The sequence below is a fragment of the Acidobacteriota bacterium genome, from assembly GCA_030697165.1.
Taxonomy (GTDB): domain Bacteria; phylum Acidobacteriota; class Vicinamibacteria; order Vicinamibacterales; family UBA2999; genus 12-FULL-67-14b.
This window is the reverse complement of record JAUYQQ010000013.1, coordinates 1-26,550: the sequence shown is the minus strand read 5'-3', so window position 1 is coordinate 26,550 and position 26,550 is coordinate 1. Positions and strand designations below refer to the sequence as shown.

Genomic DNA, 26,550 nt, shown 5'->3' with positions numbered 1-26,550 from the left:
TCACGGCATGAATGAATATCCATGTATAATCGCTCGCTCAGACGCATAACCATGAAAGCCCAGCGCCTCTCCGCCATCCAGGACGTCGTCGAGCACGAAGCCGTGCGCAGCCAGGAACAGCTGCGCCAGCGCCTCGCCGCGCGAGGGTTCGTGGTGACGCAGGCCACCTTGTCGCGCGACATCAAGGAGCTGGGACTATTGAAGCGCTCGTCCGATGGGGCATATCAGCCGTCGGCGGTTGAGGAGACGCCGCCGACCACGGCCCTCGGCTCGCTCGGCAAGGCGCTCACCGAGTATTTGATCAACATCGAGCCGGTCCAGCAATTGATCGTCCTGCGGACCGGGGCAGGGCAGGCGCAGATCCTGGGTATCGCCATCGACCGTGCGCGGCTGCCCGAGGTGGTGGGCACGATCGCCGGTGACGACACCATCCTGATCATTGCCCGCGATGCGAAGAACGCGCTGGCGGTCGTGAAGAAGCTGAGGGAACTGGCAAGGTGACCAAACCCATCGTGTTGGCTTACTCCGGCGGACTGCGGTCGACGGTCGCGATTGCGTGGCTGGCCGAGCGCCATGCCGCCGATGTGGTCGCCGTGACGCTCGACCTGGGGCAGCCGACTGACCTGGCCGAGATTCGCGACCGTGCCCTGGCCGCTGGCGCCGTGCGCGCGCACCTGATTGACGCGCGCGAGGAGTTCGTCCGCGACTTCGCGTGGCCGGCCCTGCGGGCCGATGCGATGGCCGATGGCCGCTATCCAATGGCCACCGCGCTGTCGCGGCCGCTGATTGCGCAGAAGCTGGTGGAGATCGCCCGCATCGAGGGTGCCACCCTGGTGGCGCACGGTTCCGCGGGTCGCGATCGCCTCCGGCTCGACCGGCCGCTCGGCGCCCTCGATCCATCGCTAACGGCGATTGCCTGTGGCGACGGCATGACGGCGGCGCAGGTGGACGAGTACGCCGACCGCCTCGGCATTTCGAGGCCGGTCGGCGGCGCCGATCGGGCCGATGCCAATCTCTGGGGACGCACTATCGGCCGGCCCGCCGATGACGGCTCGGCTGAGCCGCCCGAGTCGGCCTTTGCGCTCACTCGGCCACTGGGGCAAACGCCGAACGAGCCCGCGACGGTGACGCTGACCTTCGAGCGCGGGACCCCCACCGGCATCAACGGCGTGGCGATGACCCCGGCCGAGCTGGTCGAAAGCCTCTCCACGATTGCCGGCGAGCACGGCGTGGGCCGGTTCGATCGGGTCAAGCCCCGCGAGAATGGCTCGCGCGCCCGCGTCTTGCACGAGGCGCCGGCCGCCGCCGTGCTTCACCATGCCCGCCGCGAGATCGAGCGTCTCGCCTCGTCTGCCAGTTTGAACCGGTTCCAGCCGGCGGTGTCGGCCGCTTACGCCGGTGTGCTCGGCAGTGGCGAGTGGTTCGGGCGCCTGCGCCAGGGCCTTGATGCGTACGTCGCCTCGATCCAGGAGGGTGTCAGCGGCACCGTTCGTGTGAAGCTCTTTAAGGGCCACAGCTACATTGTCAGCCGAACTCTGAACCGTCCTGAACCTCTGAACCTCTGAACCCGTGAACCTCTGAACCATGTCCCAACACCTTTGGTCTGGCCGCTTCGATTCGGCTCCCGATCCCGCGGCGTTTGATTTCGGCGTCTCGTTTCCGTTCGACCGCCGGCTATTTGAAGACGATGTCACCGGCAGCATCGCGTGGGCGGAAGCGCTGGCCGACGCCGGCGTGCTCGACACCGCCGACGCCAAGGCCATTGCCGAGGCGCTGGCCGCGATCCTCGAACAAGGCCGCACCGATCCCGCGTGGGTCGCAGGCGACGACGAGGACGTGCATAGCTTTGTCGAGCGTCAGCTCGTCGCCCGGGTGGGTGATGCCGGCCGGCGCCTGCACACCGGGCGCTCGCGCAACGAGCAGGTCTCGCTCGACCTGCGCTTGTATTTGCGCCGCCGCATTCCGCTGCTGCAGCAGAAGCTGCGGGCGGCCATCACGGCCTTTGCCGATCAAGCCGAGCGCGCCGGCGATGCCTTGATGCCGTCTTACACCCACATGCGCCGCGCCATGCCGGTGCTGGTCTCGCACTTCCTGTTGAGCCATGCCGCGGCGCTGCGCCGCGATCATCACCGCCTCGAGATCGCGCGCGAGGAGGCCAACGCGCTGCCGCTCGGGTCGGGCGCGATCGCCGGCACCGGCTACGCGGTTGACACGGCGGCCCTCGCCGCGCGCCTGGGGTTTGCCCGCGTCGTCGCCAACAGCATGGACGCCTCGTCCGACCGCGACTTCGCCGTCAGCTTCCTGCACGCCGTGTCGCTGTCGATGGTCCACTTGTCGCGCATCGCCGAGGACTTCATCCTGATGACCGGCGAGGAATTCGGATTCTTCGAGTTGGCCGATTCGTCGGCGACCGGCAGCAGCATGATGCCGCAGAAGAAGAATCCCGATCCGCTCGAGCTGGTCCGCGGCAAGGCCGGCCGGGCCATCGGACACCTGACCGGCTTCCTGATCACCATGAAGGGACTGCCGACCGGCTACAACAAGGATCTGCAGGAAGACAAGGAACCGCTGTTTGATTCCGAAGACACGCTCGCGGTGTCGCTCGACGCCACGGCCGCCGTGATCGGCAAGCTGGGCCTCCATCCCGACCGCACCGGGCGCGCCGCTTCGGGGTTGTTGCTGGCCACCGACGTGGCCGATTACCTGGTGTCGCGCGGCATGCCGTTCCGCCAATCGCACGAAGTGGTCGGCGCCATGGTTCGCAAGCTGCTGTCGGAAGGGCGCGACTTCGAGGCCCTGTCACTGCCGGAATGGCGCCAGTCGAGCGACCTGTTTGGTGACGATGTGAAGGAGCGGGTGACCGCGGCGGCGTCGGTGCGGGCCAGGAAGACGCCGCAATCGACCCATCCAGACGCCGTGGCGGCCGCGCTGGCCGACCTGCGGTCGTGGCTTGCCCGGGGCGCAGGGCTCTGATATATTCCGGATGCCCTGCGCCCTGCGGTCGTTCCGACCCAACAGGCGCTTCCCGCACTCAACACGACCCGGCCGCTCTCGTGTCGCGGCCCATAGACCAACGGTTCGAAGCAGTAGACGTTCAGTACCGACGCGGCTAGGCGGGAAGCCGATCGGGTTTTCGGGGGAGTTGCATGCAAGACCGCCGGTATCGGCCCGGCGACGTGCTGGACGACTATTGTCCGCGCGAGCGCCGCATTACCGACCATGCCATCGTGGCCATGGTCGACGTCACCATCCAACGCACGCGCTGCGGCAGCTGCGACGCCGAGCACGAGTATAAGGAGGCCAAGGTCCCGGCGCCGCGCCGCAAGACCCAGCCCCCGGCGCTCTTCACGCAAGTGCTGGATGGCCTGCAGGCACCGGCGCCCCGTCCCCAGGCCCCGCCCCCACCGGCGAAAGCCACTCCCGAAACAACCGTTGAGCCCCTCGCCGCCGCGGCCGTCGTCAACGACCCGACGCCTGCGCCGCCCAGCGAGAACACGGCCGGCGACGAGCCGGCGGGCAACGATCAGGATCGCGAAGGCGGGTTCAGGCGGTCACTGATTCGAGCCACCTTTCCCAAGCTGGAAGGCGCGGTCCCCGCTCCCCGCGCCCTTCCGGAATTCACCATCCAGTCGCTCAATAACCGAGGCCGCAACAACAACGGCGGTGCGCAGCGCCATGCCGGCGGCGGCGGCAAGTTTCGCGGCCGGCGCCGGGCCGCTGGTGGCGGCAGCCAGGACAACCTTGGGCCCATGCGTTTCCGCGAGCACGGCAGCGGTCCCGGTCAGCAGGGCCAGAACCAAGGCCAGGGTCAAGGTCAAGGTCAAGGTCAAGGCCAGGGGCAGGGGCAGGGCGGCGGACGCCGTCGCCGTGGCGGGAAAAAGAATCGCTGATGGCAGACTTCACCGGCAAGGTTGGACTCATCGTCGGCGTGGCGAACCACCGTTCGCTGGCCTGGGCCATCGCGCAGGCCACCGCGAACGCGGGCGCGCAACTCGTTCTCACCTACCAGGGCCGCTTCGAAGAGCATGTCGGCGAGCTCGCGGCCACGCTCGACCCCAAGCCGTTGTTGTTGCCGTGTGATGTCTCGAGCGACGAGCAGATCGCCGCGGTTTACGAGAAGATCGAGCAGGAGCACGGCGGGCTGGATTTCCTGGTGCACGGCGCCGCGTTCGCGGCGCGTGAGGAGATCACCGGTGGGTTCGTGAAGACCTCGCGCGAGGGCTTCAAGCAGGCACTCGACATCAGCGCGTATTCGCTGATTGCCCTGACCCGCGGCGCGCAGCCGCTGATGGCGAAGCGTGGCGGCGGCAGCGTGCTCACCCTCACCTTCCTGGGCAGCGACCGGGTGTTCCCGAATTACAACGTCATGGGCGTCGCCAAGGCGGCGCTCGAATCGTCCGTGCGCTATCTCGCTGCCGACCTTGGTCCCGAGAACATTCGCGTCAACGCCATTTCGGCCGGACCGGTCAAGACGCTCGCGGCCGCGGGCATCGGCGGTTTTTCGTCGATCCTCGGCGTGGTCCGCGAGAAGGCGCCGCTGCGCCGGGCGATCGAGACGTCGGAGGTTGGTGATGCCGCGGCGTTCCTGCTCGGCAACGCCGGCCGCGGCATTACCGGTGAAGTGCTGATGGTTGACGCCGGCTATCACATCGTCGGCATGTAGGTCAGGGATCAGGGATCAGGGATCAGGGATCAGGGATTAGGATAGTCACCCTCGTGCCACTAATCAGCGTCCCGGTTCGTCACGTTGCCCAGGCGACGCCACGAACGCGGCACATCCATCTCGACGTGGCCGGCACAGTGTTTACCTTCGTCGCGGGCCAGGCCGTAATGGTGGGGTTGCACGGTTCTCCCCTGCGGAAGCCGTACTCGATCGCCTCCGCGCCCTGGGAAGTCGCAAAGACCGGCGTCATACAGTTGCTTGCGCAAGTTGATGACGCCAGCGCCCTTGATCCCCATCTTGAGCTTGCGGTGCCGGGGGCTCTCATAGACCTCGACGGGCCCTTTGGTGCCTTCGCGCTGCCCGCGGCCGCTGAACGCGCGCCATTGTTGTTGGTTGCGGGTGGAACCGGGATTGCCCCTTTACGATCGATGTTGATCGAGCGGTTGTCGCGACCGCCGGGACCGGCCATTGCCCTTATCTACAGCGCGCGATCGCCTGAAGAGTTCGCCTTCCGCACCGAACTCGACGCCTTGGTTCAGGCCGGCCGCCTGACCGCAATCTTCACCGTGACTCGCACCGACGATGGCCCGTGGGACGGGCGGCGCGGACGGATCCAGGAAGACTTGTTGAGATTAGCCCTGCCGTCCTTGGACGCTCATTGCCTGGTCTGTGGACCACCGCAGTTGGTGGAAGGCGCCCGTCAGTTACTGCGGCAGGTGGGTGTGCAACACGCCAACATCCTCACCGACCACTACTGATCCCTGATCCCCGATCCCTGATCCCTGATCCCTGATCCCTGATCAGAGCACCCCGAATCCTGCCCGCTGCAGGTCGATCTCGGTGATTTCGGCGATCGGCGCCGGCAGCGGCACGTTCACCGCGGGCAGGCCATCGGTGCCGGTGGCGGCGGGCTGGACCTGCACGCGCTGCTTGCGCCGCGACTTGTCCCGATACATGCGGCTGTCGGCCGTGGCCAGCAACGCTTCGTAGCTCTCGCCGTCCTGCGGATAAATGGCCGCGCCGATGCTGATGGCCAGCGGCAGGCGGCGTCCGGGACGGGCCTCGAACAGCAGATCGTCGACGGTGCGCTGCAGTTCCTGGCGCTTGCGCTCGGCTTCCTCGGCGCCGCAGCCCGACAGCACCACGATGAACTCGTCGCCGGCGTAGCGCACGCAAATGTCGTACGGCCGGATGCCCGAGCGCAACACCGTGGCGACCTCGCGCAGCGCCCGGTCGCCGACGTGGTGGCCGTGGTTGTCGTTGATTTCCTTGAAGCTGTCGAGGTCCATGACGAGCAGCGCCACTTCCGCCTTCAGGCGCTCGGCGCGGGCGAGTTCGCGCGTCAGGTGCATGAACATGAAGCGGGTGTTGGGCAACCCGGTGAGCGGGTCGGTCAGCGAGTCTTCCTGGGTCTGCTCGAAGACGATCGAGTTATGGATGACGGCGGAGGCCTGCTCGCTGACCCGGTCGAGCAGCCGGCGGTGGTCGTCGGTGTAGAAATCGCCCTGGGTCGAGTACACCGCGAGGGTGCCGATGAAGCGGTCGCTGAACACCAGCGGCGCCACCAGCGCCGACTGCAGGGTGGTGGCGACGGCGGTCAGACCGGCCGCCTCGAACTCGGCGCTCGGGCGCGCGTTGACCAGCGGCCGGCGGTTGCGGGCGACCCAGCCGGTCAGGCCCTGGCCGGCGCGCACCGACATGGTGCCGATCGCCTCGGCCTCGACGCCGGTGGCAAACCGGCAGCGCAGCGTGTCGGACTCTTCGTCGAACAGGAACAGCGCGCAGGTCGAGAACGGCACCAGGTTGGACAACTTCGACGAGATCAGCGCCATCGTGTCCGAGACCCCGAGGCTCGTGCCCATGGTCTGCGCGATCTCGTAGAGCGCGTAGATTTCGCGATGCGCCAGCGCGATGTCTTCGAACACGGTGCTGCCCTTGGGCGATTCGGGCTGGAACCCCACGGCCGGCCGTCCGCGTTCGTTGGTCGGCTCGAGCGACAGCCGCCGGGGCGTCGCGGTGTCGATGGTGCCGGCGGCGGCCGCCATCTCGACTTCCATCTTCAAGAACATGGCGACCACGGTCGGGTCGAGGGCGCGTCCGGCTTCCTGCTGCAGCAACGCGAGCGCGGCTTCGTGCGTCATGGCCTTGTGGTACGGGCGGTCCGAGGTCAGCGCGTCGAGGTAATCGACCACCGAGAGGATGCGCGCGCCGAGCGGGATTTCCTCGCCCTTGAGGCCTTGCGGATAGCCCTTGCCGTCCCAGCGTTCGTGGTGGCTCAAGATGAGCGGCGCCACCGGGTAGGGGAAGGGCACGGCGCTGATGATTTCAGCGCCGACCTGCGGGTGCACGCGAATCTTCTGGAACTCTTCCTGCGTCAGCGGGCCGGGCTTCGAGAGGATGTGCTCGGGCACGGCGAGCTTGCCGATGTCGTGCAGGAGGGCGGCCGTCTTCACGCCCTGAATCTCGGTGTCGGACATGCCCAGGCCGCGAGCGATGCCGGTGGCGTAGACCTGGACACGGCGAATGTGCGACTGCGCCGTCTGGTCCTTGGCGTCGATGGCCAGCGCCAGCGCCTCGATCGTCGCCAGGTGCAGGTCGGCCATCTCTTCGACGTGGCGGCGTTCGTCGTCGATGCGCCCGAGGTAGACCTTGTAGGTGCGGTAGGTAAGGTAGAGGATCGGCGCGACCAGGATCGCCAGCCAGATGCCCGCCGTCATCACGCCCCAGGTGCCGATGGCCGCCGCGCCAGCACCGACAAAGTAGCTGGGCGCGCTCCAGAGGAAATTCTGGTTCCAGACCGGCCAGAACTGCTGCTTGGTGGCCAGCGCCACCGCGATCGCGATCAGGCACGTATTGAACACGAAGTACATCGTCGCGGCACCGACGAGCGGTCTGGCGATGCCCGGCACGTCGTGGGCGAGCGTGCCGGGTACGCCGCCAAGCGCCCAATACGCGATGCCGGCGGCCTGCACGGTAATGGCCAGGCAGGCCATGCTGAACAGCGTGCGGTAGACCGGGTTCTTCACCTTCATGCGGAAGGTGCACTGGCTCCACGCGCTGATGACGGCGACGATCATCGTTTCGTTCGGGCCAAGCAGCAGCAGCGCGGCAAAGTCCACCGCGTAGGACACCGACATCGTCGAGCCGCTCTTGGCGAGCGGCAGGCTGACCTTGAACGCCGAGGTGATCGCCGACGCTAGGAGGAGGACGGTGAAGAGGTAGGGACTGTCAAACGTTGAGTCCGGGCCGAGCCACACCACGAGCAAGGCGCCAACGGCAACGACGGCGCCGATATAGATTCGGGCTGCGAGCGGCAAGGAGCGCATGTGCGCTGATTCTTCTTAAGAACCCCAGACCGCCTTGGCTCGAGCGGTCTCCGCAGCGGACCAGATCGAGCCTCGAGACGAGTTTATGGGACGCTTGTAGGGACGACTGTTGTTCACGGCCTGAGGAGCATACATGACCATAAAGTCATATCGCAACAGAAAATTTCTACGATCGGACACTGGGCCTGAATGTTATTCAGCTAAAGTGTTTTTTCGCTTATGTTTAACAAGAAAAATAATCACTGATTCAGTGTGCAAACATGCCTTTAATGGCTATTATTGGGACGACACTAACTGACATTATGTGACAGTCGGTGCTTGGTTCGACATCGCGAACTGTCTGGTGTGTCTGAAATGCTCAGCTTCGGCCGCGTCGCCGGCCCGAACCTGCTGCGGGTTCGAGCCCGTACTCGTCGATCTTGCGGTAGAGGGTCCCGCGGCTGATGTCGAGCACCTTCGCCGCCTCCAGCTTGTTCCACTCGGTGGCCTCGAGCACGCGGATGATGTGCGCCCGCTCCGAGTCGCGCAGCGACGGCAGGCGATTGGGGGTTTCGTCGGGACGAGGCATGGCGTGGCCATGCAGGAACTCGATGTCGGCGGCGCGAATCGAGCGGCCGGGCGCCGACAGCGCCGCGCGCGACACCGTGCTTTCGAGCTCGCGGATGTTGCCGGGCCAGTGGTACGAGGCCAGCAGCTCCTGTGCTTCCGACGAAAACTGTTTGGCGTCGAGTGGCAGGCCGTTGGCCGCGCAGTAGCGCGCGAGGAAACGGTTGGCCAGCACGGGAATGTCGACCGCGCGCTCCCGCAGCGATGGCAGGCGGATCGCGAACGCGTTGATGCGGTAATACAGGTCCTCGCGGAACCGGCTCTCGCGGACGAACATGTCGAGCGGGCGGTTGGTGGCCGAAATCAGCCGGAAGTCGACGTGGATCGACTTGTTGCCGCCCAGTCGTTCGAAGCGGCGTTCCTCGAGCACCCGCAGGAGTTTGGCCTGCGCCATCAGCGACATGTCGCCGACCTCGTCGAGGAACAGCGTGCCGCCGTTGGTCTGTTCCAGCCGCCCGGGCTTGCGATCGTGCGCGCCCGTGAAGGCGCCTTTCTCGTAGCCGAACAGTTCCGACTCGAACAGGCTGTCGGGCAGCGCCGCGCAGTTCACGGCCTGGAAGTTCTCGGGGCCGCGGCGCGACAGCTCGTGGATCATGCGCGCGACCACTTCCTTGCCGGCGCCGGTCGGGCCCAGGATCAATACCGAGATGTCGGACTTGGCCGCCGTGCGAATCCACTCGAAGATGGCCAGCATCTTCTCGTCGCGGCCGATCATCTCGCGGAAACGCTGCACCGACGGCGACGCATCCTCGATGCCGAGGTTGGCGCGGCCCTCGAGGAAGATGTCGAGCAGCTTCGCCACCGGCTCCGCCTCAGGCCGCACCGCCTGGTAGGTGGGCGGATCAAGGGGATTACGGCGGATGACGCCGAACTCGACCAGTTCGTTGATGCAGTTCTCGACGTCCAGCCGCATGCGGCCGAAGGTCTGCATGACGTGCTCGGCGTCGAACGCTTCTTCCGGCCGCGCCGACAGGAACCGCAGGATGCCGGCCCTGAGCGGCGACTGCACCAGGTTCTTGAACCGCGCCTCCACGTCGGGCGGCTCGGCCCGGTGGCTGCCGCCGGCGCTGCGGCGGGCCGCGAACGTCAGGTCATCCACGCGACACCTCAATGGCCGGCGGCGTGCCCGCGGTCCGGTAATACTGCGACCTGATCACAGACCAGATGCTACTCCAAAGCCGTCGGCGGTGTCCGAAACCCGGGCCGCGAGCCGTCAGTTTTTGGCATAGTCTAGAAGCAATGCCATACCGAACCCCTGGCGCGCCCAAAGGGGCCAAGTCATTCCTCAAGGGCAAGCCGATCCGTTACTACCGGCCGAAGGGCAGCGCCGCCGTCCGCACGCTGATCGACGAGGGGTTCCAGGCCTTCAACGCGGCACGGCTCGGCGAAGCCTGCCGGATTTACGGCGACAAGATGCTCGCCAAGAAAAGCAACACCACCATCGCGTTAACGATGGCCGGTGCCATGACCCCGGCCGGTCTGGGCGGCTGCGTCATCGAACTGATGGAGCGCGGCCTGATCGACTTCATCATCAGCACCGGCGCCAATCTCTACCACGATCTGCACTACGCCCTGAATTTCACGCTCCGCCGCGGCTCGCCGTTCGTGGACGACCGCGTGCTCTACGACGAAGGCGTCATCCGCATCTACGACGTGCTGTTTCCGGCGCAGGTCCTGCTCGATACCGACAGCTTCATCCGCGACTTCCTGGTCTCGAGCGGTCTCGAGGGGCCGATGTCGTCGGCCGAAATGCATGAACATCTCGGCCGGCACCTGTTGAAGGTGCGGCCCGGGTGCGCCAAGTATTCCATCGTCGCCTCGGCGGTCAAGTTCGGCGTGCCCATTTACACCTCGTCGCCAGGCGACAGTTCGATCGGCATGAACGTGGCCTACCACGAACTGATCAACCGCAGCACGTTGCAGGTCGATCCCAACAAGGACGTCAACGAGGTGTGCGCGATCATCCGCGCCGCCGAGAAAAACGGCTGCGTCATCCTCGGCGGCGGCTCGCCGAAAAACTTCTACCTGCAGGGCCAGCCCACGCTGTGGGAGGTCTACGGCATACTCAAGGGCGGCAACGACTACTTCATCCAGATCACCACCGACTCGGTGGTGTGGGGCGGCTTGTCGGGCGCCACGCCCGCCGAAGCGGTGAGCTGGGGCAAGGTGAACCCGAGCGTGCTGCCCGACACCGCGGTGGTCTACGCCGACTCGACCATCGCGTTCCCGTTATTCTGCGAGTACGCGGTCGGCCACAAGAACGGCCGCCGCCCGCGCAAGGGACTGCTGTCGCAACGGGAGGCGCTCGTCGCCGACCTCGAGCGCGAGGCCCGAAAGCAGATCAAGAAACGCGGGAAGGCCAAAGCCTGACCCCTGGGCGATGGGAACCCTGTGGTCGGAGTTGGGGCCGGTGGCCGACGCGGCGGCCGGGCGGACGCGGGTATATGCCGACGCCAACGTGCCGGCGGGGCTCGTCAGGTTCATGCGCGAGCAGTTGCGCTGGGACGTCCTGTTCGTGATGGATCATCCGGACCTGCGCCGGGCCCGTGATGCCGAGCACTACCGGCTGGCCCGACAGTTGCGCCGGACGCTCGTGACGCTCGATCGCGACTACCTGGACGACCGGCGGTTTCCGCCCGGGCAGGGCAGCGGCGTGCTGGTGATGGCCGCCCCCGACGAACGCGGGCTGGCGGCGTTGCTCGCGCGCCTCGACGAACAGTTGTTTACCGGTGCGCCGTTGCCGCTCGACGGCCGCAAGCTGCACGCGCACCCTGATTGGCAACCCGAACATGCCTGAACTGACGCTTGGCGTCGATCTCTCGGACCTGGTCGCGCGCGTGGTCGTCGTCAATGACGCCGGCCAGGTGCTGTCGCGCGGCCACCTGCCGCCGGCTGCCGGCAATCCGGCCCATGCCCTGCGCGACACCGTGAAGCGCGCCATGGCCGGCGCCGGCGGCAAGGTCACCGCCAGTGCGGTGGCGCTGCCGCAGCCAGGAGATCCCGTAGCCGCCGACTTCGCCGCCATGCTCGCCGAGGCGGCGCCGGGCGCGCGCGCCGCCGTGCCGATTGCCGCCGGGACCGCGGCTGCGATCGCCGAGCAATGGTGCGGCGCGGCCCGCGGCCTGAAACAGGTCATCACCTGCGCCATTGGCGAACATGTCACGGCCGGCGTCCTGATCAACGGCGAACCGTGGCTTGGCGCGCACGGCCTGGCCGGCTCGATCTGCTGGCTGGCACTCAACCCGGTGGAACGCGAAGACTATCGCCGCTACGGCGGCCTCGAGGCCGAAGTGGCGTCCGCCGGGATTGTTCGCCGGCTGGTGTGGCGCATCAAGTCGGGCGATCGCTCCTCGGTCGCCGACAACGTCGGCGGCGACCTCACGCGCCTGACCGCTGATGATGTGTTCCAGGGGGCGCGGGTTGGCGATGGCGTGTGCATCTCGGTGGTCCGCGACACCGCGAAGTACGTTGGCATGGCCGTGGCCAACCTGGTGACGATGCTCGATCCGGAGGCCGTCGTCCTCGGCGGCACCATCGCCGCGTCCGGCGACATGATGCTCGAGGCGATTCGCCTGGAATGCAGCCGCCGGCTGCGGCCGGCGCAGTCCGAACACGTGCGCATCGTGCTGTCCACGCTCGGCGCCGACGCCGTCGCCATCGGCGCGGCCCGCGCGGCCGCGCGACCGCCGGCATGATGGTGCTCGCCGGCGCCGACCTGGTTCTGCCGGATCGCGTCGTCGAGCGAGGCACGCTGGTGATTCGCGACGGCCGCATCGAGGCCATCCGGTCGCGCGCCGTCGATGGACCGGCCGGCGCGACCCGCATCGATTGCTCCGGCCAGGTGATCGTGCCCGGCTTCATCGACGTTCACGTGCACGGCATCGAGGGCATCGACGCGCTTGATGGCGCCGGCGCCGTCGCCGACATGGCCGGCCGCCTGCCGAAGTACGGGGTGACCGCGTTCTGCCCGACGTCGGTGGCGTGCGGCCCGGCGACGCTGGCCGCCCTGCTGACCGCGGTCGCCGCGGCGCGGCGGTCGCTCGCACCGCGGTCGGCGCGGGTGCTGCCCGCGCATCTCGAAAGCAACTTCATCAACCCCGACTGGAACGGCGCGCAGCCGCGGCGCTGCCTGCGGCTGCCGCCGCGACCGGGTGATCAGGAACCTAGGGATGGGGCACGTCGCGGCGGGACGTTAGTCCCGCCTGTTGATCCGGTGGATGGCGAATTCAGCGCGCTCGACATTCTCGACGTGATCGCGCGTCATCGCGACGCGGCCGGGATCATCACCCTGGCGCCGGAACTGCCCGGTGGCCTGGAGTTGGTGCGCGCGTTGGTGGCGGCTGGACACCGGGTCTCGCTCGGCCACACCGGCGCCAGCTACGATGAAGCGAAGGCGGCCATCGAGGCCGGCGCGTGCCAGGCCACGCACCTGTTCAATCGCATGTCCGCGCCGACATCGCGTTCGCCGGGCGTGGTCGGCGCCGTGCTCGAATCAGAGTCGGTCGCCGCCGAGATCATCTGCGACGGCGTTCACGTGCACCCGGCGCTCGTCGCGCTGGCGATGCGCGCGAAGACCGCGCGGCGGCTCATGGCGATCACCGACGGCACGGCCGGCTCAGGGCTGCCGCCGGGCTCTCGGGCACGGCTGGGCGAGCAGGACATCATCGTGACCGCACAGAGCGCCCAGCTCGCCGACGGCACCCTGGCCGGCAGCGTGCTCACCATGGATGGCGCGTTTCGCCGGCTCGTTCAGCAGGCCGGCGTGAGCCTCACCGATGCGGCCCGTCTCTGTTCGACCACCCCCGCGGCCGAGCTCGGGCTGGCCGAGGTCGGGGCGATCGCCGCCGGCCGCATGGCCGACCTCGTGGTGCTGGGCCCGGGCCTGGCGGTTCGCCGGACCTACGTCGCCGGGTCGGCCGTATGGGAACACTGACCTCCACCAGTCCGTCTATCTGCCTGAGGCCACAGATTGACGCCGATTTACACCGGCAACCTGAACGGCCCCCAGTGTCTGAGGTGCTCATGAGGTTCACGTCCGCTCGTTCACTGCCCGTCACGGGCGCGTTTCTACTCGCGTCGACGTTGCTGGCGGGGTGCGAGGTCAACCTCAATACCGAGGGCCTGTCGGCCCGCGAGACCAAGTCGTTCAAGGTCACCGGCCTGCCGCAGATCGACCTCGAAACGTGGGACGGCGCCATCGAAATCCACTCGTGGGACAAGCCCGAGGTGGAGGTCGAGATCGAGAAGCGCGCCATGGAGCAGTCGCTCATCGATCAGATCAAGGTCGAGGCCACGCAGCAGGGCGACACGATCGTGTTGAAGGTCACCGGGCCGTCGCGCGCCGGCTTCAGCGGCGTCACCCTCGGCGTGAACATCTCGCCGACGGCGCGCCTGCGGGTGGCCGTGCCGCGCGCCAGCAACCTTGTCGCTCGCAGCGGCGACGGGTCGATTCGCGCCGAGGCCCTCGACGGCAAGATTGTGCTCAACACCGCGGACGGCAGCGTGACCGCCACCCGCCTGTCGGGCGACATCCAGGTGCGCTCCGGCGATGGCTCGATCCGGCTCGACAAGGTCACCGGCACGGTCGACCTGGAAACCGACGATGGCAGCATTGGTTTCGAGGGGCAGCCGTCGGTATTGCGGCTGAAGACCGGTGACGGTTCGGTGCGCGTGCAGATCGACCCCGACACCGTGATGACCGACAACTGGGATCTCACCACCGGCGACGGGAGCGTGACGCTGACCCTGCCGTCGGCGTTTGGCGCCGAGCTCGACGCCGAAACCAGCGACGGCTCGGTGCGCTCGTCTCACCCGCTGCTCGACGACGGCCGCGACGAGCGCCGCGAAGGCGAGGGCAGCGACGATCGGCGCGAGCGCCGGCGCATCCTGCGATCGAAGATGGGCGACGGCGGCAAGACCCTGCGGATTCGGACCGGCGACGGCACCATCCGTATCGAACGGTAGGGCCACCGATTAGGCACCGATTAGGCACAGACGAGTGCGCTCAGCTTGACATGCGGCCGCCCAGCATGTGAGCATCGCCCTATCGTGATCGTCATGTTCAACCGCGCGTGTTGTTGTTGTGGGGCAGTCGCCTCCGCGCCGCGGTCTGTACACATGCACGTGATCTCCTAAGCATCACGTTCACGATCGAAAGTTCAGAACGGCCCGGAAGGCATCCGCTTTCCGGGCCGTTTTCTTTTTCCCTGCGGCCCGGCTGGCGTTTCCGGTTTTCACACGGTGCGGTGCCCCGCACCTTACCTTCTCGGCGCAGGAGAATTGACATGGCAGCGACACGACCCATCGGCATCTATCACGAGCACCAGGACTGGTTCCGGCCGCTGTTTGCCGAACTCGACCGCCGCGGCATTCGCTACGAGCGCATCGACGCGCGGCGGCATTGGTACGACATCGACGGCCGCGACGAAGCCGGTTATTCGCTCGTGCTCAATCGCATGAGCCCGTCGGCCTACCTGCGCGATGCCGGCCACAGCATCCTCTATACGCAGAATTACCTGGTGCACCTGGAGCACTTGGGGGTGCGCGTCATCAACGGCACGCGCGCGTTCCGGCTCGAGACCTCGAAGGCGCAGCAGCTGACCTTGCTGCGCGCCCTGGGCCTGCCGTTTCCCGCGGCTCGCGTGATCAATCACGGCCGCGAGGCCCCGGCTGCGGCCGACGGCTTGCGGTTTCCAGTGGTGGTGAAGGCCAACATCGGCGGCAGCGGCGCGGGCATCGTGCGCTTTGACACACCTGAAGACCTGGCGCGGGCATCGGTCGAGGGCCGCGTGCCGCTCGGCCTCGACCAGACCGCACTGGTCCAGGAATACATCCCGGCGCGTGGCGGTCACATCACGCGCGTCGAAGTGCTGGAGGGCCGGTTCCTTTATGCGATCAACGTGCACACCACCGGCGACACGTTCAACCTGTGCCCCGCGGACATCTGCCAGTCGAGCGACGGTGTGGAGCTGAACCGCGGCGCCTGCCCGGCTGACGCACCGAAGAACAACCTCCGGGTGGAGGCCGTTACGCCGCCGGCGGAGGTGATTGCCGAGGTCGAGAAGATCATGGCGGCGGCCGGCATCGAGATCGGCGGCGTCGAGTACCTCGTCGACGACCGCGATGGGCAGCGTTACTACTACGACATCAACGCGCTGTCGAACTTCGTCGCCGACGCCCCGCGCGTGCTCGGGTTCGATCCGTTCGCGCGGCTGGCCGACTGGCTCGAGCGCGAGCAGCAGCGCGCCGACGAGACGCCCATGATGGTGCCGTCGGGCCTGGCCGAGGGCGCAACGCGCTGGTGAAGGTCGTGTTAGGCTCTCACGCCATGCGAATCACGCCGCTCCCCGCTGCCGTCATCGTCTGCCTCCTTTCTGCCAGCGCGGTGCTGACCGCGGGCCGGCCGCCCCAGGCCGCGCCAGCCCAGGTCGCCACGGCGCCGGCGCCAGCGGCACTCGCCACCGCGCCGGACCAGCAGTTCACCGCCGAGGGCGTCACGCTGCGCTACCGTGAAGCGGGATCCGGCGATGCCGTCGTGCTCATTCACGGCTACAGTGCGGCGCTCGAGAGCATGCTGGGCGTTGCGAAGGCGCTGCCGCAGACCCACCGGATGGTCGCGCTTGATGTCCGCGGCTTCGGCCGCAGCAGCAAGTTCGCCGAGCCGGCACGCTTCGGGCAGCAGATGGTCGATGACGTGATCCGGTTGATGGATCACTTGAGAGTCCCGCGGGCGCACGTGATCGGCCATTCCATGGGCGCGCTGATTGCCGCCAACGTCGCGGCCCGTTACCCCGACCGGGTCAGCACCGCCACGCTCGTGGCGGGTCCGTTCTACGCCGACGCGGCCACCTTCAGCAAGGAGTCGGCGCAGTGGATCGCCGACCTCGAGGGCGGCGCCGGCCTCGCCAACTTCATGAAGTGGCTGTTCCCGGCGATGAAGCCGGAGATGGCCGGCATGGTCAACGCGCAGGCGATGAAGGGCAACGACCTCGGCTCACTCGTCGGCGTCATGAAGTCGCTGCCGGCCATGGCCGTCAACGGCTTGCCCAAGGGCGGCAACAAGGCGTTGCTGGTTGCCGGCACGGGCGATCCGCTTCACCCGCTGTCGGTGACCTTCGCCAAGCAATCCCCCGGCGCGCGCCTGATCGAAGTCCCTGGCGGCGATCACGTCGGTGTGATCACCAACGCGGCGGCCATCACCGCGATGCGCGCACACCTGCAGCAGTAACTCGACCTCGCGCTGCACCAGCAGCGCGGCCAACGACGCGACCACTCGAGGTCGCGTCGAAGGCGCCTTCCTCGTCAGTCAATGCCGACGCCACGCCTCGACCGTGCGCGAGCGGATGTGCCGCCCTGTCATGGCCATGTTGTTGCAATCGATCGGCGTGATCCGATCAACGGCGGACATTCACTGGCAAGGCGACAGTTTCGTCGCAGGCAGACATTCGTTCGAGGAGAGCACATGAAGAACTTGATGACACCCGCACTGACCATTCTCACCATTGCGGCGATGAGCCAGGTGGGCATCGCGCAGGACAAGATGGCCAAGCCGATGGGCAAGGACAAGACCTACACGGGTTGTATCGCGGCCGGCGACGTCGCTGGCAGCTACACCCTGACTCATGTCACCGCAGAGATGGCGATGGGCCACGGGGAGATGAAGAAGGATCCGATGGTCGGCCACGGCGAGATGAAGAAGGACCCGGCGGGCAAGAACCAGATGGGCAAGGACGCGACGGCCCACTCGATGGCCATCACCAGCACGTCGGTCGACCTCGCCAAGCACGTTGGCCACAAGGTCTCGGTGACTGGTCCCGACAACGGAATGGGAATGGCCATGGGCAAGGGCGACACGGTCGCCAAGGAGACCATGGGCAAGGGCAAGGCTGACTGGTCCGTGACGTCGCTCAAGATGGTCGCCGCGACCTGCCCGAACTAACACTCGAACTGTCGGCCTCCCGAGCTCGGGTGGCCGACAGCACTGCGCAACGCTCAGGCGTGAACGCGATCCGTTCCCGCCACCTTCACGAGTTTGTTATACACGCCCAGGAGCAGCAGCGGCGCGGCCCACTGGCCCACGAACAAGCTCGCCGGCTTCTTTCCGGTCATCTGTAGCAACAGCGCCACGCCCATCGCCCCGCCAGCCGCCCACAGAAACGTGTCCGACGGCAGCTTGGCCGTCTGCTGTTCAATCGTCCGCGCGACCTTGCCTTCAGAGTGCTGCCACGCTTCGGTGGTCGCCGCGTGCTGCTTAGTTGTGTCAAAAGTGTTCATGTTCAATCCCTTGTGATTCTGTTGAAGCAAACGGTTGCCGGTTCGACAACCTTCGCAATCAGTCCTGCAAGATGGTTGCCCACCGGCCGTCCGCTTGAAGCACTAGCGTGGTGAGGGATTGGCGTACTCGCTCGGATCGCTCACGGCGGCGTCGGCGAACGCAGCCCTTCGTTCACGGCATTTGCTGCAGAGCCCGCAGTGCCGCGGCACGACATCAGCGGCCGCCGGGTTCATGCAGGAGAGGGTCAGTTCCAGCGGCACGCCCAGCTCGACACCGCGTCGAATCACCTGCGCCTTGCCCCAGCTCAAGAACGGAGTCGCGATCTCGACGGGATGATCGAGTCCCAGCCTCAGTGCGGCCGCCATGGCGGCGAAGAACTCCGGCCGCGCGTCGGGGAATGGGTTACCGGCCAGCGGCCCGAGCGCAATGCGGGTCGCGCCGCTGCGGGCGGCGACCATCGCGGCCTTGGTCAGCAGCACCAGGTTGCGTCCCTGGAGATAGGCGTCTGCGTCGGGAGTGTCGTAGGCCGGCGGGACCCCGCGAATGGCCCAGTGCGCCGGCGGGTAGACGTCGCGCATGGTGAACTCCACGCACGCCAGCGGCAGGAGCTTGCCCGCGAACCGCGGCGACGTCAGCAACCGTTCGACCGTCGCCCGTTCACCAGGCTCCCACGCCAGCCCGACGCTGACGTACACCGGTTGCACCGTGGCCGTCTGGGCTTCGTGCGCGGCCAGCACCGCGCTATCAAGCCCGCCGGAGAGTAGGACCAGCGTGTTCATGCGTCGCGCAGGGCGGCCGGCACTCGGCGTTTCGCCTAGGGCGCCCCGCGGCGCCGGACGCCGAGTTCGGCCAACCTGGCGGCGATGACCTTGCCGTGCGTTGCCGGATTGACCTGCTTGTCAATGTGCAGGATGCGGCCGTCGAGCCCGATGAAAAATGTCCAGCGCGACGCGAATGGCTGGTCTTCATCGACCACGCCATAGGCCGTGGCCACGGCCTTGGTGGGATCACTCAGAATCGGATAATCGACGCCGAGCGACTGGGCGAACGCACGGTTGGTCGCAGCGGTGTCGACGCTGACGGCAAAGTGCGTGACGTTGAACCGCCGGATTTCTTCGCCACTCTCACGGAGTGACTTGCACTCGGCGGTTCAACCGCTGGTGAAGGCTTTCGCGAACCAGGCCAGCACGACCACTTGCTTGCCGCTGTAGTCAGAGAGCCGGTAGGTGCGCCCATCCGACCCCTGGAGGGTGAACGGTGGTGCCTGGTCCCCGACCTTCAGGGCCACCTGATGAGCAGCGCTCAAGCCCGGCGCGGCCATCCACGCGAACAGCAGGAGAGAGGAAACAACGATCTTGACCATGGCTGCCGGGCGATAGGATACACGAACGACCGTCTATACTCTGCCGTAGCCATGCTCAGCCCGGGGACCCGGCTCGGCAATTACCAAATCATCAGCGGCATCGGTGCCGGTGGCATGGGCGAGGTCTACCGGGCACACGACACGGTCCTGCACCGCGAGGTCGCGCTGAAACTGGTGCATCCCGACTTCTGCCACCATCCTGACAGCCTGAGCCGACTGCGCCGGGAGGCCCGCGCTCTTGCCGCCCTCAACCATCCGAACGTCGCCACCTTGCACGAACTCGCAGAGTTCGGCGGCAGTTGCGGCCTCGTCATGGAACTGGTGAGCGGCGAGACACTGGCCGACACGCTGCGCCGGGGCCCGGTGACTGGCGGCGAGGCGCTGCGACTGGGCACGCAGATCGCCGCGGCTCTCGAGGCCGCGCACGAGCGCGGCGTCATCCATCGTGATCTGAAACCGGCCAACATCAAGATCACCACTGACGGGTACGTCAAGGTTCTCGACTTCGGCCTGGCGAGAAGGGACAGCGACAACCCCGATGCGGCCCTCCACTCGACCCTGGTGACCACCAGCGGCACGGTGCTCGGAACCGCGCCTTACATGAGTCCCGAGCAGGCGCGCGGCGCACCGGTCGATCGCCGCACCGATGTCTGGGCCTTTGGCTGCGTGCTGTATGAAATGCTGACCGGGCGCCTCGCCTTCGACGGCGGCTCGCGCTCGGACATCATCGCCGCCATTCTCGAGCGCGAACCGGATTGGTCGGCGCTGCCCCCGGACACGCCGCCGCACGTGCGGCGGCTGTTGCAACGCTGTCTCCAGAAGGACGTGCGACGCCGGTTTCGAGACATTGGCGATGTGCGGCTGGAGTTGGAAGAACCGCCCGCGATCGAAGGCGTGGCCGGCGTGCCGCCGGGCGGCACCGCAGGACGCATCACGTGGATGCGCGCTGCGGCATGGGTCGCGGCTGGCGCCGCTCTCGGTGGCCTGGCGGTGATCGCCTGGCGGCCGCTCCCTTCAGCCGTGGCCACCGAAGTAAAGTTCTCGATCGCGCTGCCCGACGACGAACGGCTGGCCGCGACGGCCCTCAGCGCGGTCGCGATGGCGCCCGATGGCCGGTCCGTGGTCTACGCCGCCAGCCGCGGCGCCACCACCCAATTACTGCGGCGGACGCTCGATTCCGCGACGGCATCCGTGCTCCAGGGCACGTTCGGCGCGGTCAGCCCGTTCTTTTCGCCCGACGGCCAATGGGTGGCCTTCTTCGCCGACGGCAGGCTGAAGAAGGTGCCGGCCGGCGGCGGCCCGCCGGTCGTCATCTGCGACGCGGCCGATGGCCTTGGCGGCAGTTGGAGCACCAGCGGCACGATCGTCTTTGCGGCGGCGACTGGCGCCGCGTTACAGCGGGTCTCCGCCGATGGTGGCGTTGCGTCACGCGCCACCGAGCTCGACGTGGGTCGCGGCGAGTTCAGCCATCGATGGCCGGAGGCGCTTCCCGGCGGCGACACCATCCTCTTCACCGTTGGTACCGTCGGTGAATGGGATGAGGCCGCGATCGTGGCGTATTCACTGAGCAGCGGCCGGCGGACGGAGGTGCTCAAGGGTGGGACCAACCCGCGCTACCTCTCGTCGGGGCACCTCGCCTATGCCCACGATGGCGCCATCTGGATTGCCGCGTTCGACGCGCAACGGCTGGCGGTCACCGGCAAACCGGTTCGGGCACTCGAGCGGGTGGCCACGACGGTGGATGGCGCGGCGCAGTTTGCGGTCTCACCGTCGGGCGCGATGGTCTATCAGCCGGCGTTCTCGGCCGCGGCGCGGCGCCTGGTCGTGGTCGACGGCAATGAGCAGACGCCGCTCGCCGCGCCGCTGCATGCGTATGTGACCCCGCGCTTGTCGCCCGACGGGCGACGCGTCCTGCTTGGCGTCGCCGACAATGCCGAACACGTCTGGTCGTATGAACTGGCGACCGGGGCGCTCACGCAACTGACGTTCGAGGCCGCGAACCGCGCCCCAATCTGGTCCGCCGACGGCCAGCGCATGACGTTCGCGTCCACGCTCCACGGCGCGCTGAACCTGTTCGTCGTGCCCGCGAACGGGGAAGGGTCCGCCGAGCGACTGGCACCGAGCGAGTCGCTGCAGATCCCGGGGTCGTGGTCGCCGGACGGCCAGACCCTGGCCTTCATGGAACAGCATTCCTCGACCGGCCGCGACATCATGCTGCTCGGCCGCGGCGGAGACCGCGTCGCGTTCATGAACACGACAGCGGATGAAAGCGCGCCGCGGTTCTCCCCAGATGGTCGCTGGATCGCGTACGTGTCGAACGAGTCGGGCCAGCCGCAGGTCTACCTGCGGCCGACGAGCCCGGCCGCCGCGGCGCGTCGAGTGTCTGTCACGGGGGGGACGGAACCCGTGTGGCGCCGGGATGGCGGCGCGCTCTACTATCGTTCGGAAGGCCGGCTGCTCGCCGCGCCGCTGGCCGGCGGTACGCCCCAGCCGAGCCGCGTGGTCCTGGCCGCCGCGGGCGAGCCCGGCACATTCGATGCCGCGGGCTACGACGTGATGAGCGGCAACGAGCGTTTTCTGATGATCACCAGCGCCTCACCGGCGACTGCGCTTTCAGAGTTGCGCGTCGTCCTCAATTGGATGCCGGTTTCTCCTTCTTCACGGTAGCGGTGTATTCCTGTCCGATTGGCCCTTGCGCTTCGGACACGGCCTTGATCATGTCCTCGATCGTTGCTTGCGCCGGGTCGTAGGTCACGGTGGCCTCGTGGCTCTCGAGCCTGACCTGGGCACGAGTGACCCCTTTGACGGAGAGCAGTGCGGACCGCACTGGCGCAATGCACCCCTCTCAGGTCATGCCCTCAATCGTCAACGTGACAACCGCGGTATTGGGTGGCTGCGCAGCGAGCATGCGGCAGGGCAGCGCAAGGGCACTCAGCAGGGCGATCGCTCCCACCTGAACAACGTGTCGTCGTGACAGCATGCGGGGGAGTCTACACGCGCCGGCGGTCGGCTGCCAAGGTGGTCCACCCGGCCTCCCGACGGGCAACACGAACTATGATCGCCTCGTCGTGATCATCGCCTTTGACTTGGACGGCACGCTGATTGATTCGGCGCGCGATCTCGGCGAAGCAGCCAGCGAGCTGGTGCAGGGCTACGGTGCCCGGCCATTGGCGGTCGCGCAGGTCGTGACGATGGTGGGCGACGGGGCGCCGGTGCTGGTGCAGCGCGCGTTGACCGAGTCGGGACTTGATCCCGAGACGCCCGGCGCCCTCGAACGCTTCCTGCGAATCTACGATCGCCGGCTCATGGATCACACCGTGGTGTACCCCGGCATCCGCGAGGAGCTGGCGCGCGCGGTGCGGCGGGGGCCGCTGGCGGTCTTGACCAACAAGCCGCTCGGCCCCGCGATCGGCTTGCTCGAAGCACTCGGCCTGCGCGGCTTCTTCGCGCGCATCATCGGCGGCGACGGCGAGTACGGGCGCAAGCCCGATCCCGCCGGCCTGAACGCGCTGCGCACGCTGGCACCCTCTGAGCCGATCGTCCTGGTTGGGGATTCACCTGCCGATGCGGACACGGCCGCAGCCGCGGGCTGTCCCTTCGTGCTGGCACGCTACGGGTTTGGGGCGGCCAAGTTTGGCCCGGCGCCAGCCACGCCGTATACCCTCGATCACCCGCGCGAACTGTCGGCGGTACTCGACGCTATTCGGTAACCAGCAACTTCGAGGCAGCGCGCGCGCCGATCGTGATGCGCTCGTCGTTGGCGCCCTTGAGACGGACGCTGTCGGAGACTTCGTCACGGGCTTCGACTTCAATGGTCTGGCCCGGCTTGAGGTTGTTGCCTTCGATGAACTGCAGGAACGCGGCATCCTGATCGGTCACGCGGGCGACGGTCACCGGCGTATTGAGCGGGCAGGTCAGCAGGCTTTCGAGCGTGCGATGCGGCAGGTGGCCCTCGGCGGTGGGAATGGGGTCGCCGTGCGGATCCACTTCGGGTTGCCCGAGCATCTCGTCGATGCGTTCGATCAGGCGATCCGACACCACGTGCTCCATCTGCTCCGCATCGTCGTGCACCTCGTCCCACTTCATGCCGATCACCTGGACGAGGAACAGTTCGATCAGGCGGTTAGCGAAAGGTTTGCGAGCCGGTCATGCGAAACGGTTCACGCGTGATGTACGCCTGCACGCAGCGATTCCTTGGCCGGCGCAAGTGTTTCCTGGATCGAAATAATCCGGCACCGCGTCCTCTGGAGATCGGCTGACTGGCTCTAGAGGGACGCTTGAATGCTTACGGAAATCGTGGCGCCGGCGCCGGCGCTTGCGCGGGAAGAGTAGGTGGGCCGACCTTGATCTAATGACGAATACAGAAGGTCAGAAGAAGCCCTTTGTCCGCGTTAGGCATCTTTGCCAACCTTGAACTTAGGTAGCTGCTTCAACACAGAGAGGCTGATGTCAACAAGGCTTTTGTCGGTAATCCTTTGGTCATGTCGCAATTGAAGCGCCCCAATTAGTAAGACAGAGAGCAGGGTCACCACTAGGACAATGGGAATCAGAGCCCAATGGAGATAACCGGCCAGCACAGTGGCGGAGATCATTACGACAAGCAGCACAAACAGGTAGAAGCCGCCTGTTCTCCAAGGGGAAAGTGAATCAGACGGCTCACGTTCTCTACGTCTTTTGCGCTCTTTGCGAGCTCGTTCTCGCGACTTCAGAGCTTCGACGGTTTCGACCTGCTTCAATAAGTCGTTCACTGAGACGCTCCTGTCTGAGCCTTCGGGAACGATCATGCGAATCCGCATAGACCGCAGTGTTAGCAGATGCTGATAGTCGACCACGACGCCGTCCTCCCCGGCGACAGAGAGTTTCTCTTGAACCTGTAAGCCTGGAATCGTCTCGTGAATGGCTTCCATGTTCGAACGAATGATCTCGAGTAGCAGCCGTCGATCATCGGCAGGGTTACCTCTTACCCGAATATCAATGTACCTGTCTTCTAAGTTCGCCCGAACAATCGCATAGAAGTTGATCGCCGACTGTGGCTTCGCCTCAAGTGATGCCGGCAATGCGACAACGTGGGCGAGCATCACCCCTGTTCTCCAGACAGTGCCCTCATGAATGTACGCGTGAGTTCTGACAATGAAACGAGAGATTACGCTCGCCGGTAAAACGTTGTAGGTATATTGAAACACTAGGCAATCATCCCACTCGCCTGTGTACGGTTCTGTCCTTGAAAGCAAAGCCGGGATCAGTACCTTACGATCACGTTGGCCTTCGAAATCAAAACACAACTCAAACTTCCTCATTACATCGATGATGAAAAGATGTTTGCGCTGTGGATATCGAGCAGCGTCGAGTATCGTGTCGAGTCGATCGACCTGCAAGACTCCGCGACTATGGAAAAGTTCGTTGGAATTTAGAATCGTGTAAACCCCTCCCGTGACCCAGGTTGGCTTCAAGATGTTGGTATCCTCCAGCCTTGGGTCATCCTTGAAATTCAATACAAGACCAAGGTCGTGGAGAAACCGGAGCAGCGTGTCCTGACTCTTGCGGCGTGACACCCCATGGTCGCTACAAACCTGCTGATAGTCAGCATGCGACATGAAGTCCACTTCGAGCTGCTCCATTTTGGTTTTGATGTCGAACCAGCTCACAGGCAGCTTGTCGTTCACGTGCGGCAATTCGGCTACCAGGCGCGAAATGGTCTGGCGCAGGGCCGGAATGCCCTTCCCGGTTTGGCAGGAGACTTCGACGACGGCCTTGATTTGCCGATACTTGGCCCTCAACGTGGTTTGATCAATGTCTAATGGTTGCTGGTCGATCTTGTTGCCCACGATGACAACGGGCGATTCACCTCCGAAACTCTGAATGATGCGCAGCCAGTACTCGAGGCGATTGTCAGCGTCCGAGTTCCGCGAGTCGAGCACCAACAAGTAGAGGCTGCGACGGGTCAGGAAGAATTGATGGGTCGCATGCATGATTTCCTGTCCGCCAAAATCCCAGAGGTTGAGCCTTATGGTGGGCGTGTTGTCGGAGCCTTCTGCGGCCCAGGCTTGAATATTGATTCCCTCGGTCTTGGGCTCGTCAATTGCAAATGCGTTGTGAACCAATCTCTTTAGGAGCGAAGTCTTGCCAACGCTTCCCTGTCCGACCAGCAAAATCTTGGCTTCGTTCAAAGAACGCCGGCTCTCGTGCTCGTGCGTGAAGTAATAGTCAACAATTGACGAGGGGTCGTCAGTATGTTGAAGCATTTCAGGTGGAATGCTAAGTGCGTTGCCGCGGAGGTCTAGGCGTTCAAGTAGCCGCAGATCTGAGAGTCCCTCCGGGAGGTTCGTTAATCCATTGTTTGCCAGGTCCAGATATTTCAATTTCGCGAGGGATGCGATTCCGTCTGGTAACTGCGTAAGCCCATTGTTGCGGAGGTTCAGCGACTCGAGACCCCTAAGGCGACCGATCTCATTTGGAACGTTCAGTAGTCCGTTGTCGCCAAGATCCAAAACCCGCAGCGTATTCAACCTGCTGAGGTCACTTGATATTTCTGTGAGGTCGCAACCGTTACAGCGCAACTCCTGAAGATTGGACAGATCGAACACGGCCGAAGGCAGCGTACCGATCGCGTTCTCTGAGACGTTCAGACTCTCAAGACTTGCAAGCTTGCCAACGGCGGCTGGAAGGAACGATAGGTGCGCATCGGAAAGGTCCAAGCTCTTTATCGCATCGAGTTTCCTAACGCAGCGCTCGATCGCTGGCCCGCGCAAGATTCCTTGGCTTTCCGCGCGAATGAGTTCCTGAAAGGTCTGCAGTGTGTCGTTCTTGGTCATCGGGGCAGTCGCCAACTGCTTGAACCTAATCGAATCTATAGACCGTCACCACTTCAGAACCCTCAAAATCCAGACTTCAGCCAGGTAATCGCGTGCAATGCTACACGATCAGCCGGTGAAGGCGAAGAGAGGGCGTGATCACTCTGCGATGGTGGACAGTGCCTTCGGCCAGTGGGGCTCAGGTCGCCCCTAAGTGCCCTCGCGCCAGCGGTTCGCGACACTTTCATCACGGCGGCTCGGTCGATTCCGGGCCCGCGCGCATCCATCCTTACCGGAGAACCACCCGCGTGGTCGTCCCTCGTGTTCCACGCCATCTTTTCCCACCGGCGTCGCCGATCCCGGTCTGACCGCACGTCGTGCCATCGTGTAGAGCGACAGTGATATTGACCCCCTTGCGACACTAATTCTGACCCCCTCCAGGAGGAGGGTTCGAATGGAGCAGGAGCAAGGAGTTCTGGTATCTCCGAGTGCGGAGGTACCGGTGGTCGAAGGCGAGATGGTGACCG

Annotated in this window: 25 protein-coding genes; 16 read left to right on the top strand and 9 right to left on the bottom strand. The window is 65.8% G+C overall.

All coding sequences use genetic code 11. The features are described from left to right. The first annotated feature begins 51 nt into the window (after nt 1-51). The 6 genes from argR to Q8T13_12820 all read left to right on the top strand — a co-directional run bounded on the left by argR (nt 52) and on the right by Q8T13_12820 (nt 5,421). Complete coding sequence (gene argR, locus Q8T13_12845) at nt 52-501, top strand: arginine repressor (protein MDP3718644.1); 450 nt, start codon at nt 52-54, stop codon at nt 499-501. After that, nucleotides 498-1,565: an argininosuccinate synthase gene (argG, locus tag Q8T13_12840; GenBank protein ID MDP3718643.1), complete on the top strand. Its 1,068-nt coding sequence runs from the start codon at nt 498-500 to the stop codon at nt 1,563-1,565. The genes argR and argG overlap by 4 nt, the downstream gene beginning before the upstream one ends. A 19-nt stretch (nt 1,566-1,584) precedes the next feature. Then, the gene (argH, locus tag Q8T13_12835) at nt 1,585-2,973 is read left to right on the top strand and encodes an argininosuccinate lyase (GenBank protein ID MDP3718642.1); all 1,389 of its coding nucleotides are present in this window, start codon (nt 1,585-1,587) and stop codon (nt 2,971-2,973) included. A gap of 173 nt (nt 2,974-3,146) precedes the next feature. Continuing rightward, nucleotides 3,147-3,890, top strand: coding sequence for a hypothetical protein (locus Q8T13_12830; GenBank protein ID MDP3718641.1), 744 nt, complete (start codon nt 3,147-3,149; stop codon nt 3,888-3,890). Then, nucleotides 3,890-4,663, top strand: coding sequence for an enoyl-ACP reductase (locus Q8T13_12825; protein MDP3718640.1), 774 nt, complete (start codon nt 3,890-3,892; stop codon nt 4,661-4,663). The genes Q8T13_12830 and Q8T13_12825 overlap by 1 nt, the downstream gene beginning before the upstream one ends. A gap of 53 nt (nt 4,664-4,716) precedes the next feature. Then, a complete protein-coding gene (locus Q8T13_12820) occupies nt 4,717-5,421 on the top strand; it encodes a hypothetical protein (GenBank protein MDP3718639.1) in 705 nt (234 codons plus the stop codon). Between the two features lie 42 nt (nt 5,422-5,463). Here Q8T13_12820 and Q8T13_12815 read toward each other — a convergent pair whose 3' ends face one another. After that, complete coding sequence (locus Q8T13_12815) at nt 5,464-7,989, bottom strand: diguanylate cyclase (protein ID MDP3718638.1); 2,526 nt, start codon at nt 7,987-7,989, stop codon at nt 5,464-5,466. Between the two features lie 358 nt (nt 7,990-8,347). Next, nucleotides 8,348-9,694, bottom strand: coding sequence for a sigma-54 dependent transcriptional regulator (locus Q8T13_12810; protein MDP3718637.1), 1,347 nt, complete (start codon nt 9,692-9,694; stop codon nt 8,348-8,350). Between the two features lie 140 nt (nt 9,695-9,834). Here Q8T13_12810 and speY point away from each other — a divergent pair, with 140 nt between their 5' ends. From speY to Q8T13_12770, 8 genes are all read left to right on the top strand, one after another. Next, the gene (speY, locus tag Q8T13_12805) at nt 9,835-10,965 is read left to right on the top strand and encodes a deoxyhypusine synthase (GenBank protein ID MDP3718636.1); all 1,131 of its coding nucleotides are present in this window, start codon (nt 9,835-9,837) and stop codon (nt 10,963-10,965) included. 10 nt (nt 10,966-10,975) lie between these two features. Next, nucleotides 10,976-11,392 (top strand): DUF5615 family PIN-like protein, encoded by a 417-nt coding sequence (locus Q8T13_12800; GenBank protein MDP3718635.1) that lies wholly within the window; start codon nt 10,976-10,978, stop codon nt 11,390-11,392. Continuing rightward, entirely contained in the window at nt 11,385-12,290 is a 906-nt protein-coding gene (locus tag Q8T13_12795; protein MDP3718634.1) for an ROK family protein, read from the top strand. Before Q8T13_12800 ends, Q8T13_12795 begins: the two co-directional genes overlap by 8 nt. Next, entirely contained in the window at nt 12,287-13,528 is a 1,242-nt protein-coding gene (gene nagA, locus Q8T13_12790; GenBank protein ID MDP3718633.1) for an N-acetylglucosamine-6-phosphate deacetylase, read from the top strand. Before Q8T13_12795 ends, nagA begins: the two co-directional genes overlap by 4 nt. Nucleotides 13,529-13,617: 89 nt before the next feature. Beyond that, the gene (locus Q8T13_12785) at nt 13,618-14,559 is read left to right on the top strand and encodes a DUF4097 family beta strand repeat-containing protein (protein MDP3718632.1); all 942 of its coding nucleotides are present in this window, start codon (nt 13,618-13,620) and stop codon (nt 14,557-14,559) included. A gap of 320 nt (nt 14,560-14,879) precedes the next feature. Beyond that, nucleotides 14,880-15,899 carry a hypothetical protein gene (locus tag Q8T13_12780; GenBank protein MDP3718631.1) on the top strand — a complete coding sequence of 340 codons (1,020 nt, stop codon included), beginning with the start codon at nt 14,880-14,882 and terminating at the stop codon, nt 15,897-15,899. 23 nt (nt 15,900-15,922) lie between these two features. Next, entirely contained in the window at nt 15,923-16,822 is a 900-nt protein-coding gene (locus Q8T13_12775) for an alpha/beta hydrolase (GenBank protein ID MDP3718630.1), read from the top strand. A gap of 246 nt (nt 16,823-17,068) precedes the next feature. Then, entirely contained in the window at nt 17,069-17,533 is a 465-nt protein-coding gene (locus tag Q8T13_12770) for a hypothetical protein (GenBank protein ID MDP3718629.1), read from the top strand. A gap of 53 nt (nt 17,534-17,586) precedes the next feature. Here the strand turns inward: Q8T13_12770 and Q8T13_12765 are convergent, their stop codons facing one another. The 3 genes from Q8T13_12765 to Q8T13_12755 form a co-directional block, all read right to left on the bottom strand. Next, nucleotides 17,587-17,868, bottom strand: coding sequence for a hypothetical protein (locus tag Q8T13_12765; protein MDP3718628.1), 282 nt, complete (start codon nt 17,866-17,868; stop codon nt 17,587-17,589). A 102-nt stretch (nt 17,869-17,970) separates the two neighbouring features. Then, nucleotides 17,971-18,648, bottom strand: a complete 678-nt coding sequence (locus Q8T13_12760; protein MDP3718627.1) for a 7-cyano-7-deazaguanine synthase — start codon at nt 18,646-18,648, stop codon at nt 17,971-17,973. 35 nt (nt 18,649-18,683) lie between these two features. Further along, nucleotides 18,684-19,190: a peroxiredoxin gene (locus Q8T13_12755; protein MDP3718626.1), complete on the bottom strand. Its 507-nt coding sequence runs from the start codon at nt 19,188-19,190 to the stop codon at nt 18,684-18,686. 93 nt (nt 19,191-19,283) lie between these two features. Between Q8T13_12755 and Q8T13_12750 the strand changes: the two genes are divergently transcribed. Continuing rightward, nucleotides 19,284-21,899, top strand: coding sequence for a protein kinase (locus Q8T13_12750; GenBank protein MDP3718625.1), 2,616 nt, complete (start codon nt 19,284-19,286; stop codon nt 21,897-21,899). Here Q8T13_12750 and Q8T13_12745 read toward each other — a convergent pair. Both Q8T13_12745 and Q8T13_12740 read right to left on the bottom strand, forming a co-directional pair. Then, nucleotides 21,865-22,068: a heavy-metal-associated domain-containing protein gene (locus Q8T13_12745; GenBank protein ID MDP3718624.1), complete on the bottom strand. Its 204-nt coding sequence runs from the start codon at nt 22,066-22,068 to the stop codon at nt 21,865-21,867. The two genes, Q8T13_12750 and Q8T13_12745, sit on opposite strands and share 35 nt — an antisense overlap. A gap of 9 nt (nt 22,069-22,077) precedes the next feature. Next, nucleotides 22,078-22,212 (bottom strand): hypothetical protein, encoded by a 135-nt coding sequence (locus tag Q8T13_12740; GenBank protein MDP3718623.1) that lies wholly within the window; start codon nt 22,210-22,212, stop codon nt 22,078-22,080. Between the two features lie 88 nt (nt 22,213-22,300). Here Q8T13_12740 and Q8T13_12735 point away from each other — a divergent pair, with 88 nt between their 5' ends. After that, a complete protein-coding gene (locus Q8T13_12735; GenBank protein ID MDP3718622.1) occupies nt 22,301-22,942 on the top strand; it encodes an HAD-IA family hydrolase in 642 nt (213 codons plus the stop codon). Here Q8T13_12735 and Q8T13_12730 read toward each other — a convergent pair. Further along, on the bottom strand, nt 22,932-23,348 hold the full coding sequence (locus Q8T13_12730) for a metal-dependent transcriptional regulator (protein ID MDP3718621.1): 417 nt from the start codon (nt 23,346-23,348) through the stop codon (nt 22,932-22,934). The genes Q8T13_12735 and Q8T13_12730 overlap by 11 nt on opposite strands. 275 nt (nt 23,349-23,623) lie before the next feature. After that, a complete protein-coding gene (locus tag Q8T13_12725; protein ID MDP3718620.1) occupies nt 23,624-26,044 on the bottom strand; it encodes a COR domain-containing protein in 2,421 nt (806 codons plus the stop codon). Nucleotides 26,045-26,550 lie beyond the last annotated feature (506 nt).